Annotated in this window: 17 protein-coding genes; 13 read left to right on the forward strand and 4 right to left on the reverse strand. The window is 52.7% G+C overall.

Annotated features, from left to right (window positions below):
* The first annotated feature begins 4 nt into the window (after positions 1 to 4).
* The 5 genes from A7589_RS15500 to A7589_RS15520 are packed head-to-tail and all read left to right on the forward strand — an operon-like array spanning position 5 to position 5,556.
* Positions 5 to 988, forward strand: coding sequence for a substrate-binding domain-containing protein (locus A7589_RS15500; RefSeq protein ID WP_001124983.1), 984 nt, complete (start codon positions 5 to 7; stop codon positions 986 to 988).
* A 22-nt stretch (positions 989 to 1,010) separates the two neighbouring features.
* Positions 1,011 to 2,522 carry a sugar ABC transporter ATP-binding protein gene (locus A7589_RS15505; protein ID WP_000493498.1) on the forward strand — a complete coding sequence of 504 codons (1,512 nt, stop codon included), beginning with the start codon at positions 1,011 to 1,013 and terminating at the stop codon, positions 2,520 to 2,522.
* A 24-nt stretch (positions 2,523 to 2,546) separates the two neighbouring features.
* On the forward strand, positions 2,547 to 3,545 hold the full coding sequence (locus A7589_RS15510; RefSeq protein WP_001276673.1) for an ABC transporter permease: 999 nt from the start codon (positions 2,547 to 2,549) through the stop codon (positions 3,543 to 3,545).
* A 32-nt stretch (positions 3,546 to 3,577) separates the two neighbouring features.
* A complete protein-coding gene (locus tag A7589_RS15515) occupies positions 3,578 to 4,672 on the forward strand; it encodes a zinc-dependent alcohol dehydrogenase family protein (protein WP_024191155.1) in 1,095 nt (364 codons plus the stop codon).
* Positions 4,673 to 4,683: 11 nt separating this feature from the next.
* Positions 4,684 to 5,556: an aldose 1-epimerase gene (locus A7589_RS15520; RefSeq protein ID WP_000158520.1), complete on the forward strand. Its 873-nt coding sequence runs from the start codon at positions 4,684 to 4,686 to the stop codon at positions 5,554 to 5,556.
* 115 nt (positions 5,557 to 5,671) lie between these two features.
* On the opposite strand, the gene A7589_RS15525 is transcribed toward A7589_RS15520, so the two are convergent.
* Positions 5,672 to 6,094 carry a DoxX family protein gene (locus tag A7589_RS15525; protein ID WP_001094719.1) on the reverse strand — a complete coding sequence of 141 codons (423 nt, stop codon included), beginning with the start codon at positions 6,092 to 6,094 and terminating at the stop codon, positions 5,672 to 5,674.
* Between the two features lie 256 nt (positions 6,095 to 6,350).
* On the opposite strand from A7589_RS15525, the gene A7589_RS15530 reads away from it, so the two are divergent.
* On the forward strand, positions 6,351 to 7,490 hold the full coding sequence (locus tag A7589_RS15530) for a 3-phenylpropionate MFS transporter (RefSeq protein ID WP_000244170.1): 1,140 nt from the start codon (positions 6,351 to 6,353) through the stop codon (positions 7,488 to 7,490).
* Here A7589_RS15530 and csiE read toward each other — a convergent pair whose 3' ends face one another.
* The 3 genes from csiE to suhB form a co-directional block, all read right to left on the reverse strand.
* Positions 7,491 to 8,765 carry a stationary phase inducible protein CsiE gene (gene csiE, locus A7589_RS15535; RefSeq protein ID WP_000987936.1) on the reverse strand — a complete coding sequence of 425 codons (1,275 nt, stop codon included), beginning with the start codon at positions 8,763 to 8,765 and terminating at the stop codon, positions 7,491 to 7,493.
* Between the two features lie 174 nt (positions 8,766 to 8,939).
* Positions 8,940 to 9,800 carry an alpha/beta hydrolase gene (locus A7589_RS15540; protein ID WP_001207721.1) on the reverse strand — a complete coding sequence of 287 codons (861 nt, stop codon included), beginning with the start codon at positions 9,798 to 9,800 and terminating at the stop codon, positions 8,940 to 8,942.
* A gap of 144 nt (positions 9,801 to 9,944) precedes the next feature.
* On the reverse strand, positions 9,945 to 10,748 hold the full coding sequence (gene suhB, locus A7589_RS15545; RefSeq protein WP_000553451.1) for an inositol-1-monophosphatase: 804 nt from the start codon (positions 10,746 to 10,748) through the stop codon (positions 9,945 to 9,947).
* A gap of 118 nt (positions 10,749 to 10,866) precedes the next feature.
* Between suhB and trmJ the strand changes: the two genes are divergently transcribed.
* From trmJ to hscA, 7 genes are all read left to right on the forward strand, one after another.
* The gene (trmJ, locus tag A7589_RS15550) at positions 10,867 to 11,607 is read left to right on the forward strand and encodes a tRNA (cytosine(32)/uridine(32)-2'-O)-methyltransferase TrmJ (protein ID WP_000940022.1); all 741 of its coding nucleotides are present in this window, start codon (positions 10,867 to 10,869) and stop codon (positions 11,605 to 11,607) included.
* Between the two features lie 269 nt (positions 11,608 to 11,876).
* Complete coding sequence (gene iscR / locus A7589_RS15555; protein WP_001241355.1) at positions 11,877 to 12,365, forward strand: Fe-S cluster assembly transcriptional regulator IscR; 489 nt, start codon at positions 11,877 to 11,879, stop codon at positions 12,363 to 12,365.
* Positions 12,366 to 12,480: 115 nt separating this feature from the next.
* Entirely contained in the window at positions 12,481 to 13,695 is a 1,215-nt protein-coding gene (iscS, locus tag A7589_RS15560; protein WP_010357141.1) for a cysteine desulfurase, read from the forward strand.
* A gap of 27 nt (positions 13,696 to 13,722) precedes the next feature.
* A complete protein-coding gene (iscU, locus tag A7589_RS15565; RefSeq protein ID WP_000331707.1) occupies positions 13,723 to 14,109 on the forward strand; it encodes a Fe-S cluster assembly scaffold IscU in 387 nt (128 codons plus the stop codon).
* A gap of 16 nt (positions 14,110 to 14,125) precedes the next feature.
* Positions 14,126 to 14,449: an iron-sulfur cluster assembly protein IscA gene (gene iscA, locus A7589_RS15570; protein ID WP_000028953.1), complete on the forward strand. Its 324-nt coding sequence runs from the start codon at positions 14,126 to 14,128 to the stop codon at positions 14,447 to 14,449.
* A gap of 95 nt (positions 14,450 to 14,544) precedes the next feature.
* Positions 14,545 to 15,060, forward strand: coding sequence for a co-chaperone HscB (gene hscB / locus A7589_RS15575; RefSeq protein WP_000384413.1), 516 nt, complete (start codon positions 14,545 to 14,547; stop codon positions 15,058 to 15,060).
* A gap of 16 nt (positions 15,061 to 15,076) precedes the next feature.
* Entirely contained in the window at positions 15,077 to 16,927 is a 1,851-nt protein-coding gene (hscA, locus tag A7589_RS15580) for a Fe-S protein assembly chaperone HscA (protein WP_001196619.1), read from the forward strand.

The raw sequence follows: 16,927 nt of genomic DNA on the forward strand, positions 1-16,927 counted from the left end.
CACTATGCCTAAAAAAAGCAGAATAACCCGTAATCTATTATTAATGGCTACGCTATTAGGTAGCGCATTATTTGCCAGGGCTGCGGAAAAAGAAATGACCATTGGCGCAATATATCTTGATACTCAGGGATATTATGCCGGTGTGCGTCAGGGTGTTCAGGATGCGGCAAAAGATTCCTCAGTACAGGTTCAGTTAATAGAAACTAACGCGCAGGGCGATATTTCGAAAGAAAGTACTTTTGTTGATACGCTCGTGGCGCGTAATGTCGATGCCATTATTTTATCTGCTGTTTCTGAAAATGGCAGCAGCCGCACCGTTCGTCGCGCCAGTGAAGCGGGTATTCCGGTGATTTGCTACAACACCTGTATTAATCAGAAGGGCGTCGATAAATATGTCTCGGCGTATCTGGTCGGCGATCCGCTAGAATTTGGTAAAAAACTGGGTAACGCTGCTGCCGATTATTTTATTGCCAACAAAATTGCTCAACCGAAAATTGCCGTTATCAATTGCGAAGCCTTTGAAGTTTGTGTGCAGCGTCGAAAAGGATTTGAAGAAATATTAAAAGCTCGCGTTCCCGGTGCGCAAATTGTCGCTAATCAGGAAGGGACTGTTTTAGATAAAGCGATTTCCGTTGGTGAAAAACTGATTATCTCCACGCCGGATCTCAACGCCATTATGGGGGAATCTGGCGGTGCGACACTCGGCGCGGTAAAAGCGGTACGCAATCAAAATCAGGCCGGAAAAATTGCTGTTTTCGGTTCGGATATGACGACTGAAATTGCTCAGGAACTGGAAAACAACCAGGTGCTGAAAGCGGTGGTGGATATTTCCGGTAAGAAAATGGGCAATGCTGTTTTTGCGCAAACATTGAAGGTTATCAATAAACAAGCCGACGGTGACAAAGTGATTCAGGTGCCTATCGATCTCTATACCAAAACGGAAGACGGTAAACAGTGGCTGGCAACGCACGTTGATGGTCTGCCCTAATAGCTGATTCGCAGAGGTTCCTATGTTCACGGCAACAGAGGCAGTCCCGGTAGCAAAAGTGGTGGCAGGAAATAAGCGTTACCCCGGCGTCGTTGCGTTGGATAACGTTAACTTCACGCTCAATAAAGGCGAAGTTCGCGCGCTGTTAGGCAAAAACGGCGCGGGCAAATCGACCCTCATTCGAATGCTTACCGGCAGCGAACGTCCGGACAGCGGTGATATCTGGATTGGCGAGACGCGACTGGAAGGTGACGAAGCTACGCTGACTCGCCGTGCCGCTGAACTGGGGGTACGTGCGGTTTATCAGGAATTAAGTCTGGTGGAAGGGCTGACGGTGGCGGAAAACCTCTGCCTCGGTCAATGGCCCCGTCGCAACGGCATGATTGATTACCCGCAAATGGTGCAGGATGCCCAACGTTGCTTACAGGCGCTGGGTGTTGATGTTAGCCCTGAACAACTTGTTTCAACGCTAAGCCCGGCGCAAAAGCAACTGGTGGAAATTGCGCGGGTGATGAAGGGCGAGCCGCGCGTGGTCATTCTTGATGAACCCACCAGTTCGCTTGCCAGTGCGGAAGTTGAACTGGTGATAAGTGCGGTGAAAAAGATGTCGGCACTGGGCGTGGCGGTGATTTATGTCAGCCACCGGATGGAAGAAATCCGCCGTATCGCTTCCTGCGCCACCGTCATGCGCGATGGTCAGGTGGCGGGCGATGTGATGCTCGAAAATACCTCCACGCGTCATATTGTGTCGCTGATGCTCGGGCGCGATCACGTTGATATTGCGCCGGTTGTCGCTCAGAACATTGCAGATCAGGCCGTGCTGGAAGTCCGCGCGTTACGCCACAGACCCAAACTTACGGAGATCAGTTTTTCCCTGCGTCGTGGCGAAGTGCTTGGCATTGCTGGCCTGCTGGGTGCAGGGCGTAGTGAATTGCTGAAAGCGATTGTTGGGCTGGAAGCGTATGAGCAGGGTGAGATTGTTATCAACGGCGAGAAAATCGCCCGCCCCGATTACGGCGACATGCTGAAACGCGGGATTGGCTATACCCCAGAAAATCGCAAAGAAGCGGGGATCATTCCCTGGCTGGGCGTTGACGAAAATACAGTGCTGACCAATCGGCAAAAAATCAGTGCCAACGGCGTGCTGCAATGGTCCACCATCCGCCGCCTGACCGAAGAGGTGATGCAGCGGATGACGGTCAAGGCCGCCAGTAGCGAAACGCCTATTGGCACGCTTTCTGGCGGCAATCAGCAAAAAGTGGTGATCGGTCGTTGGGTTTATGCCGCCAGCCAGATTTTGTTGCTCGACGAGCCAACGCGCGGCGTCGATATCGAAGCCAAGCAGCAGATTTACCGTATTGTCCGCGAGCTGGCTGCCGAAGGAAAAAGCGTGGTGTTTATCTCCAGTGAAGTGGAGGAGTTGCCGCTGGTGTGCGACCGCATCCTGTTGTTACAGCATGGCACGTTCTCGCAGGAGTTTCACTCGCCGGTCAATGTGGACGAGCTGATGTCCGCCATTCTGTCTGTGCACTGATGAATTTTACCGAGGAACCTGAAGATGTCTGCTTCGTCATTACCTTTGCCGCAGGGCAAGAGCGTCTCGCTCAAACAATTTGTCAGTCGCCATATTAATGAGATCGGTTTGCTGGTGGTGATTGCCATTCTTTATCTGGTCTTCTCTCTGAACGCGCCTGGCTTTATCTCATTGAATAACCAAATGAACGTGCTGCGTGATGCCGCCACCATCGGGATCGCCGCCTGGGCGATGACGCTGATTATTATCTCCGGTGAAATTGATGTCAGCGTTGGGCCAATGGTGGCTTTTGTCTCGGTGTGCCTGGCATTTTTGCTGCAATTTGAGGTTCCGCTGGCGGTGGCGTGTCTGCTGGTGTTGCTATTAGGGGCGCTGATGGGAACGCTCGCCGGGGTGCTGCGCGGTGTGTTTAACGTGCCAAGTTTCGTGGCCACTCTGGGGTTGTGGAGCGCCCTGCGCGGGATGGGCTTGTTTATGACTAACGCCCTGCCAGTGCCTATTGACGAAAACGAGGTGCTGGACTGGCTGGGCGGGCAATTTCTCGGCGTGCCGGTATCCGCGCTGATCATGATGGTGTTGTTTGCGCTGTTTGTGTTCATTAGCCGTAAAACCGCTTTTGGGCGCTCGGTGTTTGCTGTTGGCGGTAATGCCACGGCGGCGCAGTTGTGCGGTATTAACGTTCGTCGGGTGCGCATTCTTATCTTTACTCTTTCGGGAGTATTAGCAGCAGTCACCGGGATTTTGCTGGCGGCTCGCCTCGGTTCCGGTAACGCAGGTGCCGCAAACGGGCTGGAGTTTGATGTCATTGCTGCGGTCGTGGTCGGCGGTACGGCGCTTTCCGGCGGTCGTGGCTCGCTGTTCGGTACGTTGCTTGGCGTACTGGTGATTACGCTAATCGGTAACGGTCTGGTGTTGCTCGGGATTAACTCCTTTTTCCAGCAGGTGGTGCGCGGCGTCATCATCGTGGTGGCGGTCCTGGCGAATATCTTGCTGACCCAGCGAAGCACTAAAGCGAAACGCTAAACCTTAACGCCCCTGGCGCGGGTGCGGCAGGGATGAAAATTAATCGTATTGTTAATGAGGGACTTATGAAAACGATGCTGGCAGCTTATTTACCAGGAAATTCGACCGTTGATCTGCGGGAAGTTGCGATGCCGACGCCGGGGATTAACCAGGTATTGATCAAAATGAAATCCTCCGGGATTTGCGGAAGCGATGTCCACTATATCTATCATCAACACCGCGCCACGGCGGCGGCGCCCGATAAACCGTTATACCAGGGATTTATCAACGGTCATGAACCGTGCGGGCAGATTGTGGCGATGGGGCAGGGTTGCCGCCATTTTAAAGAGGGCGACCGCGTGCTGGTGTATCACATTTCTGGCTGTGGTTTTTGCCCGAACTGCCGTCGCGGTTTTCCTATCTCTTGTACTGGCGAAGGAAAAGCGGCTTACGGCTGGCAGCGTGACGGCGGTCATGCCGAATACTTGCTGGCGGAAGAAAAAGATCTGATCCTCCTGCCGGATGCGCTGAGCTACGAAGATGGTGCGTTTATCAGTTGCGGCGTTGGTACAGCGTATGAAGGGATTTTGCGCGGCGAAGTTTCCGGCAGTGATAACGTGCTGGTGGTCGGTCTGGGGCCAGTCGGCATGATGGCGATGATGCTGGCGAAAGGTCGCGGTGCAAAAAGGATCATCGGTGTTGATATGCTGCCGGAACGTCTGGCGATGGCGAAACAGTTAGGCGTGATGGATCACGGTTATTTAGCAACCACCGAAGGTCTGCCGCAGATAATCGCCGAACTCACCCACGGCGGCGCAGATGTTGCGCTCGATTGTTCCGGTAATGCCGCAGGGCGCTTGCTGGCCTTGCAATCCACCGCCGACTGGGGGCGCGTGGTTTACATCGGAGAAACCGGAAAAGTGGAGTTCGAGGTCAGCGCCGATCTGATGCACCATCAACGGCGGATTATCGGCTCCTGGGTGACCAGTCTGTTCCATATGGAAAAATGCGCCCACGATCTGACCGACTGGAAACTGTGGCCGCGTAACGCCATTACCCATCGCTTCTCGCTGGAACAGGCAGGTGATGCCTATGCGCTGATGGCGAGCGGCAAATGCGGGAAAGTTGTGATTAACTTCCCGGATTAAGGAGTTAGCGGATGACCATCTATACCTTATCTCACGGACCGCTAAAGCTGGATGTCTCTGACCAGGGCGGCGTAATCGAAGGCTTCTGGCGTGACACGACGCCGCTCTTACGTCCTGGTAAAAAAAGCGGTGTGGCAACCGATGCCTCCTGTTTTCCGCTGGTGCCGTTTGCAAACCGGGTGAGCGGCAATCGTTTTGTCTGGCAGGGGCGTGAGTATCAACTGCAACCGAATGTTGAATGGGATGCGCACTATCTGCACGGCGATGGCTGGCTGGGCGAGTGGCAATGTGTAACGCGCAGTGATGATAGCTTGTGCCTGGTGTATGAACATCGCAGTGGTGTTTATCACTATCGGGCAATTCAGGCGTTTCATTTGACTGCGGATACGCTGACGGTCACGCTCTCTGTCACCAATCAAGGGGCAGAATCTTTGCCGTTTGGTACGGGCTGGCATCCTTATTTTCCGTTGTCGCCGCAAACGCGGATTCAGGCACAGGCGAGCGGTTATTGGCTGGAACGGGAGCAGTGGCTGGCGGGTGAGTTTTGCGAGCAGCTACCGCAGGAACTGGATTTTAACCAGCTCGCGCCGTTGCCGCGCCAGTGGGTGAATAATGGTTTTGCCGGCTGGAATGGTCAGGCACGCATTGAGCAGCCGCAGGAGGGTTATGCCATCACTATGGAAACGATGCCGCCTGCGCCATGCTATTTCATCTTTGTCTCCGACCCCGCATTTGATAAAGGATATGCGTTTGATTTCTTCTGTCTGGAACCGATGAGCCATGCGCCGGATGACCATCATCGCCTGGAAGGTGGTGACCTCGTTGCACTTGCGCCGGGGGAGTCAACAACCTCAGAGATGTCGTTGCGGGTTGAGTTGCTGTAATTTATAGAATGCCGGATGCGGGTAATTTCAATTTTGTAGCAATCGGTGCACCATGCCTGATGCGACGCTTATCGCGTCTTATCAGGCCTTGTATTCGCCGCATCCGGCATCTTTCCTAACGTCGATCGAGAGAAATTGCCCCCGGCCCGGTAATTGCCAGCAGCAGGAATGCGCCAGCAATACTGACATTCTTCCAGAAATTAATCATATTTGGCCCGACTGCATCCCCGGACATATCCCAGTAATGGTGACCAATCACCGCAGTACCCAGAGTGTAGAAAATAAACAGCACCGCCAGCGGACGGGTGAAAAAGCCAAGCACGATTAATATCGCGGCGGGGACTTCCATAACTACCGCAATAATGGCTGCCAGCATCGGCATAGGCGCACCCAGCGAGGCCATATATTGTACCGTACCATCAAAGCCCATCATTTTGGGAAAACCAAAAATAATGAAAATTAAGATGACGGCAATACGAGCAATTAATAACAACACGGGGCGGGCTGCGCCAAAATCAAAATAACGTAGTGTGTTCATAACCAATCCCTTTGCAAGATAATGTGATTTAAACGTAATACACACACTCGCACCTCGCCACGCCTCAGCAGATGAGAAATTTGGTAATTATCCAGGTCAACATCCAGCACATTTTCTGTAGGTGATATTTTGTTAGTGGTATTAACGATAATTTTTTCCAGAATGGTGTACTGGAAGTGGCCCTGATTTTCTTATTTTTCAACTTGCAACAACATTCGATTAACTTCAGACTAACGCCTCCTGACGGGAGGGACTCATGGTTTTGCAATCCACGCGCTGGCTGGCGCTCGGTTATTTCACATACTTTTTTAGCTACGGTATTTTTCTACCTTTCTGGAGCGTCTGGCTTAAGGGGATTGGCTTAACGCCAGAAACTATCGGCCTGTTGTTGGGGGCAGGGCTGGTTGCCCGTTTTCTCGGCAGTTTGATAATTGCGCCCCGCGTCAGCGATCCTTCTCGCCTGATTTCTGCACTTCGTGTACTGGCGTTGTTGACACTGCTGTTCGCCATCGCCTTCTGGGCTGGCGCGCATGTGGCATGGCTGATGCTTGTGATGGTTGGTTTTAACCTCTTTTTCTCACCGCTGGTGCCGTTAACTGACGCGCTGGCGAATACCTGGCAAAAGCAGTTCCCGCTTGATTACGGCAAAGTGCGACTTTGGGGCTCAGTGGCGTTTGTCATTGGTTCGGCGCTGACGGGCAAACTGGTCAGCGTGTTTGATTATCGGGTGATCCTCGCGCTGTTGACGTTGGGCGTGGCATCCATGCTACTTGGTTTTCTGATTCGCCCGACCATTCAACCGCAAGGGGAGAGCCGCCAGCAGGAGAGCACGGGGTGGCCGGCCTGGCTGGCGCTGGTTCGCCAGAACTGGCGCTTTCTGGCCTGCGTTTGTCTATTGCAGGGGGCGCACGCGGCATATTACGGGTTTAGCGCCATATACTGGCAGGCGGCGGGTTACTCGGCTTCGGCGGTGGGCTATTTATGGTCGCTTGGTGTAGTGGCGGAAGTCATTATCTTTGCGCTGAGTAACAAACTTTTTCGTCGCTGTAGCGCCCGCGATATGTTGTTGATCTCGGCGATTTGCGGGGTAGTACGTTGGGGCATTATGGGGGCAACCACTGAGCTAGCGTGGTTGATAGTGGTGCAAATTCTGCATTGCGGCACCTTTACTGTGTGCCACCTGGCCGCCATGCGCTACATTGCTGCTCGTCAGGGAAGCGAGGTTATCCGTTTACAGGCGGTTTATTCTGCCGTCGCGATGGGCGGCAGTATCGCTATCATGACCGTCTTCGCCGGTTTCCTGTATCAATATCTCGGACATGGCGTGTTTTGGGTGATGGCGCTGGTGGCGCTTCCGGCAATGTTTTTGCGCCCGAAAGTGGTTCCCTCATGCTGACTATTCCAGCATTTTACGGATCTGCTCCTGTTGGTGTACGGTCAGGATCTGATTCGTATGAATCAGCGGCGGCGAAAAGAGCGGTAAAGGGATGGTATAAGGTGTAATAATCAGCACCGTGTTTCTCGGGGTGCCATTTCGTAAAAATGTCTTCACCGATATATGCTTAATATTGAGTGGCAATAGTGTAAGTTCGCGCAATTGCTGCTCAATATTCGCTTCTCTTTCACTGTCATTGCCCGTCAGCAAAATAATCTTTTTTTCGTTAATTTCATTTGCTTGCATCAGCCATGCGCCGAAAATCACCGCCACCAGGCCACTTTCCTCATCGGAAAAACGGACATTGTATTCACTTTCAAACCCGGCCAGCGCCGCGCGAGTTGTACGAACCAGGCGTGGGTAAAGTCGGCTGAACTCTTCTGGCAAGGTGTTATCAATACCGATGGTAAACAAACTGCGGCGTAATGCCTGAGCGAGATGAGTATAAAGCTGATCGCATAACCCCTGTTCATCATAGAAACGAACATTTCCCTGCTCACGAAAACGTTGTACCAAACGAACAATGGCCTGGTGTAATTGCCGATCGCGCTGATGAGCATCCTGCAGCGGATTGGGAACTCGCAACATGGAAAAGAGTAACGCCATAAACAACGGCTCATCTGGTGGTACAGGCTGGCGTGCCCGCCGTTGCCAGTGGCGACCAATTTCCTTTGCTACCTGAAACTCAAGACAGGACTCAGCCCATCGACGTTGCAGTGGGTTAAATTGTGGCGAGATCCCGGCATGATGTTGTAGCAGGCAATATTGCAGATACAGGCACAGAAAATGAACATCACGTGCTTCAAAGCATTTTTGCAACCGTCGTGCACAGAGATTAACTAAAGCTTGCAGGTTGGTATCGTCGTAAAAGTTGCGAGCAATCCCACGGCGCTTCAGTTCTTCCTTTAGGGCTGGGGTGAAACGGCTGGTGATGAATGATGGACATAAACGAAAACCGCGTCGTAGCCAGTGAAATAAACATAAACGTTGGTTAAGTACTGTACCTTCAACCCGGTAGCTACCGTCATAACCAGTAGTGAGCGTGAGCTGGTGATAGCGGAGGATTTCCCGTCCTGTTTCGCTGATATCGCGAACCGCAATATTATCATCCACACCATTAAGCTCGCTGAGAGTGGCCGTGGTGGCGGTCAACCCCGGCTGAAATAGTGTCAGCAAGATCTGGCAGCGGCGCTGGGGAGCAGAAAGGACAGATGGTGGAGCAAGTGTAGACATCATCTGTAGATCTCCCATAAGCATAATTGATAAGAATAGCTAAAGTTTGCTTAGGGAAATGGGGAATGGAATGCTAATTATCAGAAATGCTGGCAGACATCACAGAATTTTTATCGATATAAACGGATATGACCAGTTTAATACCATGTCTTAATGTGATTTATTGCTGTTTTATTCTTAGGGGGAATTCCCGGGATTCAACGCACTGAGGATAAAATCCACCATCTGCTCACGATAAACATCACCATGACGATCGGAAAAGGCATCAATGTGTTCGCCGTCAGGGATCAGAATCAGGCGTTTTGGCTCTTTCGCCAGAGCATATAACTTTTCACTGTGTTGCCACGGGATAACGTGATCGGCTTTACCGTGAATCAGTAAAAGCGGGATCGGGCTGACGCTGGCGATGTAATTTTCGCCGCTATAACTCTCATCAAGTAAGTAGCCACTGCCAGGGATCATCTGGTTGGCGATGGTCGCATAAGAGGCAAATGTGGAGTCGAGGATCACCGCACGTATGCCCTCACTACCTCCTTGACCAATAACATCAAGAATATTCGCCCCTCCAATACTCTGCCCGAACAGCACCAGCCGTTGTGGGTTTACATCACTGCGATGACGCACCACGCTGATGGCGCTTAGCGTATCGTCCAGTAATCCAGCCTGGGACGGCGTGCCTTTTGATTTACCAAACCCGCGATAATCAAACATAAAAACGTTGAAATTACGCTCGGGTAACCAACTGACCAGCGGCCAGTGGGAGGACATATTTCCGGCATTGCCGTGAGCATGAATAATGGTAGCAATGGCGTTATCAGCAGGGCCCGTCGAAGAAGGGATAAACCAGCCTTGCAGATGAGTACCGTCCTTAGCCGTAAATTCGACGGATTCCGCCGACCAGGGTTCGGGACCGTAAATTTTGTCGTCAGGATAATAGAAGAAATTGATGGCAACGCGCGGCACTAAATAAACGCAGAAGGCAACAACAAAGAGGATAAACAGAATTTTGAGAACGCGTTTGTTCACTGGCAGTGCCATAACCTTTCCTTGCGACTTCTTTATAATCCATTAATCGGGGAAAGATGGTGGGAGAGCGGCGAAAGAAAGTAAAGCGGTGAGGAAGTATTTCGGAATAGCGCCTGAAAGGCGAGGGCGGGTGAGTGGCATCACCCGCCAGAGTCATTAACGCTTCAGGGCGTCGCTTAACTCGTCACGCATGTTCGCCAGCATGGCTTTAACAACGCGCGGGTTACCAGCAACGATGTTACCGGTCAGCATGTAGTTATGACCACCGGTGAAGTCGCTGACGATGCCGCCCGCTTCACGAACCAGCAGCTCGCCTGCGGCGAAATCCCACGGACGCAGACCGATTTCAAAGAAACCGTCAACGCGACCCGCAGCAACGTAAGCCAGATCCAGTGCCGCAGAACCGGTACGACGGAAGTCAGCGCATTCGTTGAACAGTTTGCCGACGATATTGATGTAGGTGGTTGCGTACTGTTTCGCTTTGAAAGGGAAACCGGTCGCCAGAATAGTACCGTCGAGATCGCGAGCGGTGCTGCCGCGCAGACGATAGCCGTTTAACTGTGCGCCCTGACCGCGAGTCGCGGTGAACAGTTCGTTACGCATAGGATCGTAAACCACAGCAACTTCGGTGCGGCCTTTGATACGAACAGCGATAGATACCGCGAAGTGCGGCAGACGTTTGATAAAGTTGGTAGTGCCATCCAGTGGATCGATAACCCATTGAACATCCTGATCAGTACCTTCAAGTTCACCGCTTTCTTCGGTGATGATGGTGTGCTGCGGGTAAGATTTACGAATCGTGTCGATAATCACCGCTTCGGCAGCTTTATCTACGTTGGTCACGAAATCGTTGCTGCCTTTCTGGCTCGCTTCTACAGCGTCCGGGGTTTCATAGTTTTTGGCAATTAAATTACCCGCCTTGCGCGCTGCGCGCACGGCGATGTTCAGCATCGGATGCATCGGTCTCTCTCACTGGATGTTAAAGAACGGGAAAACGGCGCAGAGTATAGCAGCGAGATCGGCATCTGTCTTCGTTTTATGATAAGATGCGCGAATAATCTTTAGACGAAGAAAGACAATGCTGCAAAATATTCGAATTGTGCTGGTGGAGACGTCACACACCGGCAATATGGGTTCTGTTGCCCGTGCCATGAAAACAATGGGATTAACCAATCTGTGGTTGGTTAATCCACTGGTGAAACCTGACTCTCAGGCCATCGCGCTGGCGGCGGGAGCCAGCGATGTGATTGGTAATGCTCACATCGTCGATACGCTCGACGAAGCGTTAGCCGGTTGTAGCCTGGTGGTTGGCACCAGCGCACGCTCCCGCACGCTGCCGTGGCCGATGCTCGACCCGCGCGAATGCGGACTGAAAAGCGTCGCTGAAGCGGCAAATACCCCGGTGGCGCTGGTTTTTGGTCGCGAGCGCGTCGGCTTGACCAATGAAGAGTTGCAGAAATGCCATTATCATGTCGCGATTGCCGCTAACCCGGAATACAGCTCGCTGAACCTGGCGATGGCGGTTCAGGTTATTGCGTATGAAGTGCGCATGGCCTGGCTGGCGACTCAGGAAAACGGCGAGCAGGTTGAGTATGAAGAGACGCCGTATCCGCTGGTCGATGATCTTGAGCGTTTTTACGGTCATCTGGAGCAAACGCTGCTGGCAACCGGCTTTATTCGTGAAAACCATCCGGGGCAGGTGATGAATAAATTGCGCCGTCTGTTTACCCGTGCGCGCCCGGAAAGCCAGGAGTTGAATATCCTGCGCGGGATTCTGGCTTCCATTGAGCAGCAGAATAAAGGTAACAAGGCTGAATAACAGTCGTTGCCTGATGCGACGCTTATCGCGTCTTATCAGGCCTGGAAGTGTACAGAACCCCAGGTCGGATAAGGTGTTCACGCCGCATCCGATAACAGGTACAAACGCCACGATAAAAAATGGCACTGAAGGTTAAATACCCGACTAAATCAGTCAAGTAAATAGTTGACCAAATTACTCGGGAATGTCAGACTTGACCCTGCTATGCAATACCCCCACTTTTACAATAAAAAACCCCGGGCAGGGGCGAGTTTGAGGTGAAGTAAGACATGAGACTGACATCTAAAGGGCGCTATGCCGTGACCGCAATGCTGGACGTTGCGCTCAACTCCGAAGCAGGCCCGGTACCGTTGGCTGATATTTCCGAACGTCAGGGAATTTCCCTTTCCTATCTGGAACAACTGTTTTCCCGTCTGCGTAAAAATGGTCTGGTTTCCAGCGTACGTGGACCTGGCGGTGGTTATCTGTTGGGCAAAGATGCCAGCAGCATCGCCGTTGGCGAAGTGATTAGCGCCGTTGACGAATCTGTAGATGCCACCCGTTGTCAGGGTAAAGGCGGCTGCCAGGGCGGCGATAAATGCCTGACCCACGCGCTGTGGCGTGATTTGAGCGACCGTCTCACCGGTTTTCTCAACAACATTACTTTAGGCGAACTGGTTAATAACCAGGAAGTGCTGGATGTGTCTGGTCGTCAGCATACTCACGACGCGCCACGCAGCCGCACACAAGACGCGATCGACGTTAAGTTGCGCGCATAAAAGATAAAAAGTATTCAGAATCAGGCCGGGGCGTATCGCGCTCCGTAAACACGGTCGTACATCCAGCCGGTAGCCTGATTCCTTGCATTGAGTGATGTACGGAGTTTATAGAGCAATGAAATTACCGATTTATCTCGACTACTCCGCAACCACGCCGGTGGACCCGCGTGTTGCCGAGAAAATGATGCAGTTTATGACGATGGACGGAACCTTTGGTAACCCGGCCTCCCGTTCTCACCGTTTCGGCTGGCAGGCTGAAGAAGCCGTAGATATCGCTCGTAATCAGATTGCCGATCTGGTCGGTGCTGACCCGCGTGAAATCGTCTTTACCTCTGGTGCAACCGAATCAGACAACCTGGCAATCAAAGGTGCAGCCAACTTTTATCAGAAAAAAGGCAAGCACATCATCACCAGCAAAACCGAACACAAAGCGGTACTGGACACCTGCCGTCAGCTGGAGCGCGAAGGTTTTGAAGTCACTTACCTGGCACCGCAGCGTAACGGCATTATCGACCTGAAAGAACTTGAAGCAGCGATGCGTGACGACACCATCCTCGTTTCTATCATGCACGTAAATAACGAAATCGGCGTGGTACAGGATATCGCGGCTATCGGCGAAATGTGCCGTGCTCGCGGCATTATCTATCACGTTGATGCAACCCAGAGCGTGGGCAAACTGCCTATCGACCTGAGCCAGTTGAAAGTTGACCTGATGTCTTTCTCCGGTCACAAAATCTATGGCCCGAAAGGTATCGGTGCGCTGTATGTGCGTCGTAAACCGCGCGTACGCATTGAAGCTCAAATACACGGCGGCGGTCACGAGCGCGGTATGCGTTCCGGTACTCTGCCTGTTCACCAGATCGTCGGTATGGGCGAAGCCTATCGCATCGCAAAAGAAGAGATGGCGACCGAGATGGAACGTCTGCGCGGTCTGCGTAACCGTCTGTGGAACGGCATCAAAGATATCGAAGAAGTTTACCTGAACGGTGACCTGGAACATGGTGCGCCGAACATTCTCAACGTCAGCTTTAACTACGTTGAAGGTGAGTCGCTGATTATGGCGCTGAAAGACCTCGCGGTTTCTTCAGGTTCCGCCTGTACGTCGGCAAGCCTCGAACCGTCCTATGTGCTGCGCGCGCTGGGGCTGAACGACGAGCTGGCACATAGCTCTATCCGTTTCTCTTTAGGTCGTTTTACTACTGAAGAAGAGATCGACTATACCATCGAGTTAGTTCGTAAATCCATCGGTCGTCTGCGTGACCTTTCTCCGCTGTGGGAAATGTACAAGCAGGGCGTGGATCTGAACAGCATCGAATGGGCTCATCATTAATCGGTATCGGAATCAGGAGAATTTATAATGGCTTACAGCGAAAAAGTTATCGACCATTACGAGAATCCGCGTAACGTGGGTTCCTTCGACAACAACGACGAAAACGTGGGCAGCGGCATGGTGGGTGCACCGGCCTGTGGCGACGTGATGAAGTTGCAGATTAAAGTCAACGATGAAGGTATCATTGAAGACGCGCGTTTTAAAACTTACGGCTGCGGTTCCGCTATCGCTTCCAGCTCCCTGGTGACCGAATGGGTGAAAGGGAAATCTCTGGACGAAGCACAGGCGATCAAAAACACCGATATTGCTGAAGAACTTGAACTGCCGCCGGTGAAAATTCACTGTTCTATTCTGGCAGAAGACGCGATCAAAGCCGCCATTGCGGACTATAAAAGCAAACGTGAAGCAAAATAAGAGTTGAGGTTTGGTTATGTCGATTACACTGAGCGACAGTGCAGCAGCGCGAGTAAATACCTTTCTGGCTAACCGTGGTAAAGGGTTTGGCCTGCGTCTGGGCGTGAGAACCTCCGGGTGTTCAGGTATGGCTTATGTACTGGAATTTGTTGACGAACCGACGCCGGAAGACATCGTGTTTGAAGACAAAGGCGTGAAAGTCGTGGTCGATGGAAAAAGCCTGCAATTTCTGGACGGTACGCAACTGGACTTTGTAAAAGAAGGCCTGAACGAAGGGTTTAAATTCACCAACCCGAACGTCAAAGATGAATGTGGTTGCGGCGAAAGCTTCCACGTCTGATGCGCATACCGATAACCCCACCGTGGTCGCCTGCGCGTGGGGTTTGTTTTACCTGATTCGCCGCCATCGCGGCGGATCGCAGCCCTGAGAATGTTATGGATTACTTCACCCTCTTTGGCTTGCCTGCCCGTTATCAACTCGATACCCAGGCACTGAGCCTGCGTTTTCAGGATCTACAACGTCAGTATCATCCTGATAAATTCGCCAGCGGAAGCCAGGCGGAACAACTCGCCGCCGTACAGCAATCCGCAACCATTAACCAGGCCTGGCAAACGCTGCGTCATCCGTTAATGCGCGCGGAATATTTGCTTTCTTTGCACGGTTTTGATCTCGCCAGCGAGCAGCATACTGTGCGCGACACCGCGTTCCTGATGGAACAGCTGGAACTGCGCGAAGAACTGGACGAGATCGAACAGGCGAAAGACGAAGCGCGGCTGGAAAGCTTTATCAAACGCGTTAAAAAGATGTTTGATACCCGTCACCAGTTGATGGTTGAACAGTTAGACAACGAGACGTGGGACGCGGCGGCGGATACCGTGCGTAAGCTGCGTTTTCTCGATAAACTGCGAAGCAGTGCCGAACAACTCGAAGAAAAACTGCTCGATTTTTAATTTCTGGAAGCTAAACATGGCCTTATTACAAATTAGTGAACCTGGTTTGAGTGCTGCGCCGCATCAGCGTCGTCTGGCGGCCGGTATCGACCTGGGCACAACCAACTCGCTGGTGGCGACAGTACGCAGCGGTCAGGCCGAAACGTTAGCCGACCATGAAGGCCGTCACCTGCTGCCGTCTGTTGTTCACTATCAACAGCAAGGGCATTCGGTGGGTTATGACGCGCGTACTAACGCTGCGCTTGATACCGCCAACACTATTAGTTCTGTTAAACGCCTGATGGGGCGCTCGCTGGCTGATATCCAGCAACGCTATCCGCATCTGCCTTATCAATTTCAGGCCAGCGAAAACGGCCTGCCAATGATTGAAACGGCGGCGGGGCTGCTGAACCCGGTGCGTGTTTCTGCGGACATCCTCAAAGCACTGGCGGCCCGGGCAACTGAAGCCCTGGCCGGCGAGCTGGATGGTGTGGTTATCACCGTTCCGGCGTACTTTGACGATGCCCAGCGTCAGGGCACCAAAGATGCCGCGCGTCTGGCGGGGCTGCATGTTCTGCGCCTGCTTAACGAACCGACCGCTGCGGCTATCGCCTACGGGTTGGATTCCGGTCAGGAAGGTGTGATCGCCGTTTATGACCTTGGCGGCGGGACTTTTGATATATCCATTCTGCGCTTAAGTCGCGGCGTGTTTGAAGTGCTGGCGACCGGCGGTGATTCCGCGCTCGGCGGCGATGACTTTGACCATCTGCTGGCGGATTACATTCGCGAGCAGGCGGGCATTCCTGACCGTAGCGATAACCGTGTTCAGCGTGAACTGCTGGATGCCGCCATTGCAGCCAAAATCGCGCTGAGCGATGCGGACTCTGTGACCGTTAACGTCGCGGGCTGGCAGGGCGAAATCAGCCGTGAACAATTCAACGAACTGATCGCACCGCTGGTAAAACGTACCTTATTGGCCTGTCGTCGTGCGTTGAAAGACGCGGGCGTAGAGGCTGATGAAGTACTGGAAGTGGTGATGGTTGGCGGTTCTACCCGTGTGCCGCTGGTGCGTGAACGGGTAGGCGAATTTTTCGGTCGTCCACCGCTGACTTCCATCGACCCGGATAAAGTCGTCGCTATTGGCGCGGCGATTCAGGCGGATATTCTGGTGGGTAACAAGCCGGACAGCGAAATGCTGCTGCTTGATGTGATCCCGCTGTCGCTGGGCCTCGAAACCATGGGCGGCCTGGTGGAGAAAGTAATCCCGCGTAATACCACGATTCCGGTGGCTCGTGCCCAGGATTTCACCACTTTCAAAGATGGCCAGACAGCGATGTCTATCCATGTTATGCAGGGTGAACGTGAACTGGTGCAGGACTGCCGTTCGCTGGCGCGTTTTGCGCTGCGTGGTATCCCGGCGTTACCAGCTGGCGGCGCGCATATTCGCGTGACTTTCCAGGTCGATGCCGACGGTCTTTTGAGCGTGACGGCGATGGAAAAATCGACCGGCGTTGAGGCGTCTATTCAGGTCAAACCGTCTTATGGTCTGACTGACAGCGAAATCGCCTCAATGATCAAAGACTCAATGAGCTATGCCGAGCAGGACGTAAAAGCCCGTATGCTGGCAGAACAAAAAGTCGAAGCGGCACGCGTACTGGAAAGCCTGAACGGTGCGCTGGCTGCTGATGCCGCGCTGTTAAGCGCCGCAGAGCGTCAGGTCATTGACGATGCTGCCGCTCATCTGAGTGAAGTGGCGCAGGGCGATGACGTTGATGCCATCGAACAAGCGATTAAAAACGTAGACAAACAAACCCAGGATTTCGCCGCTCGCCGCATGGACCAGTCGGTTCGTCGTGCGCTGAAAGGCCATTCCGTGGACGAGGTTTAA

Origin of the sequence: Escherichia sp. MOD1-EC6475 (genome assembly GCF_003046645.1) — a bacterium.
Lineage (GTDB): Bacteria > Pseudomonadota > Gammaproteobacteria > Enterobacterales > Enterobacteriaceae > Escherichia > Escherichia ruysiae.

Bases quoted from the DNA above. Each gene is read 5' to 3' on its own strand.
- A7589_RS15500 (WP_001124983.1), top strand. From the start codon at position 5: ATGCCTAAAAAAAGCAGAATAACCCGTAATCTATTATTAATGGCTACG.
- A7589_RS15505 (WP_000493498.1), top strand. From the start codon at position 1,011: ATGTTCACGGCAACAGAGGCAGTCCCGGTAGCAAAAGTGGTGGCAGGA.
- A7589_RS15510 (WP_001276673.1), top strand. From the start codon at position 2,547: ATGTCTGCTTCGTCATTACCTTTGCCGCAGGGCAAGAGCGTCTCGCTC.
- A7589_RS15515 (WP_024191155.1), top strand. From the start codon at position 3,578: ATGAAAATTAATCGTATTGTTAATGAGGGACTTATGAAAACGATGCTG.
- A7589_RS15520 (WP_000158520.1), top strand. From the start codon at position 4,684: ATGACCATCTATACCTTATCTCACGGACCGCTAAAGCTGGATGTCTCT.
- A7589_RS15525 (WP_001094719.1), bottom strand. From the start codon at position 6,094: ATGAACACACTACGTTATTTTGATTTTGGCGCAGCCCGCCCCGTGTTG.
- A7589_RS15530 (WP_000244170.1), top strand. From the start codon at position 6,351: ATGGTTTTGCAATCCACGCGCTGGCTGGCGCTCGGTTATTTCACATAC.
- csiE (WP_000987936.1), bottom strand. From the start codon at position 8,765: ATGATGTCTACACTTGCTCCACCATCTGTCCTTTCTGCTCCCCAGCGC.
- A7589_RS15540 (WP_001207721.1), bottom strand. From the start codon at position 9,800: ATGGCACTGCCAGTGAACAAACGCGTTCTCAAAATTCTGTTTATCCTC.
- suhB (WP_000553451.1), bottom strand. From the start codon at position 10,748: ATGCATCCGATGCTGAACATCGCCGTGCGCGCAGCGCGCAAGGCGGGT.
- trmJ (WP_000940022.1), top strand. From the start codon at position 10,867: ATGCTGCAAAATATTCGAATTGTGCTGGTGGAGACGTCACACACCGGC.
- iscR (WP_001241355.1), top strand. From the start codon at position 11,877: ATGAGACTGACATCTAAAGGGCGCTATGCCGTGACCGCAATGCTGGAC.
- iscS (WP_010357141.1), top strand. From the start codon at position 12,481: ATGAAATTACCGATTTATCTCGACTACTCCGCAACCACGCCGGTGGAC.
- iscU (WP_000331707.1), top strand. From the start codon at position 13,723: ATGGCTTACAGCGAAAAAGTTATCGACCATTACGAGAATCCGCGTAAC.
- iscA (WP_000028953.1), top strand. From the start codon at position 14,126: ATGTCGATTACACTGAGCGACAGTGCAGCAGCGCGAGTAAATACCTTT.
- hscB (WP_000384413.1), top strand. From the start codon at position 14,545: ATGGATTACTTCACCCTCTTTGGCTTGCCTGCCCGTTATCAACTCGAT.
- hscA (WP_001196619.1), top strand. From the start codon at position 15,077: ATGGCCTTATTACAAATTAGTGAACCTGGTTTGAGTGCTGCGCCGCAT.